The organism is Pseudoalteromonas sp. S554 (assembly GCF_005930865.1).
In the GTDB taxonomy this organism is placed as follows: Bacteria; Pseudomonadota; Gammaproteobacteria; order Enterobacterales; family Alteromonadaceae; genus Pseudoalteromonas; species Pseudoalteromonas marina.
This window is the reverse complement of sequence record NZ_PNDV01000169.1, coordinates 1-661: the sequence shown is the minus strand read 5'-3', so window position 1 is coordinate 661 and position 661 is coordinate 1. Positions and strand designations below refer to the sequence as shown.

Below are 661 nucleotides of genomic sequence, written 5' to 3'. Positions count from 1 at the left end.
CGCTAACTGAGCATTAGCAGCACTACTAAGCGTAACCCCAGAAAGAGCTAAGCCGGTAGTATTCATATCGGTAGTGATTTTTAGGTTTATGACCTGATTAGCATCTGCACCCACCTGGTAATCAGCGTCATATGAACCATCTAAAAGATTCTCTCCACCGAAAGTAGTATCGTCAGAAACTCTGTCTATCTCGGCTTTCAATTCAGTAAACTCTTTGTCAAGAGCTCCTCGGTCTGAATCAGAGTTTGACCCATTAGCCGCCTGGATAGACAAAACACGCATACGTTGAAGCATGTTAGTGGTTTCATCTAAAGCTCCTTCCGCCGTTTGCGCAACAGAGATAGCATCATTTGCATTTCTAGCAGCTTGGTCAAGGCCATTTGTTTGTGCTGTTAACCGCGTGCCAATCTGCAAACCGGCAGCATCATCAGCGGCACTGTTTACACGTAGCCCCGATGATAAACGCTGAAATGACTTTGATAAATCATTGGTCGAATTTGATAAGTTACGCTGTGAGTTTAACGACATTACATTAGTATTTACACTTAAAGCCATGATAGCCTCCTAATAATTTAACTAGATGGGAATCAAGCTGAAAAAGTGCCTGTGATTCCTGTTTCAATTAAGTTATCGGCATCACTAAAATATACTTTAATTTTTT

General features: G+C 41.5%; 1 protein-coding gene. It reads right to left on the bottom strand.

From position 1 onward, the window contains the following. A partial coding sequence (locus CWB65_RS19510) for a flagellin N-terminal helical domain-containing protein (protein ID WP_138741288.1) occupies positions 1 to 555 on the bottom strand: 555 nt, incomplete at its 3' end. Positions 556 to 661 lie beyond the last annotated feature (106 nt).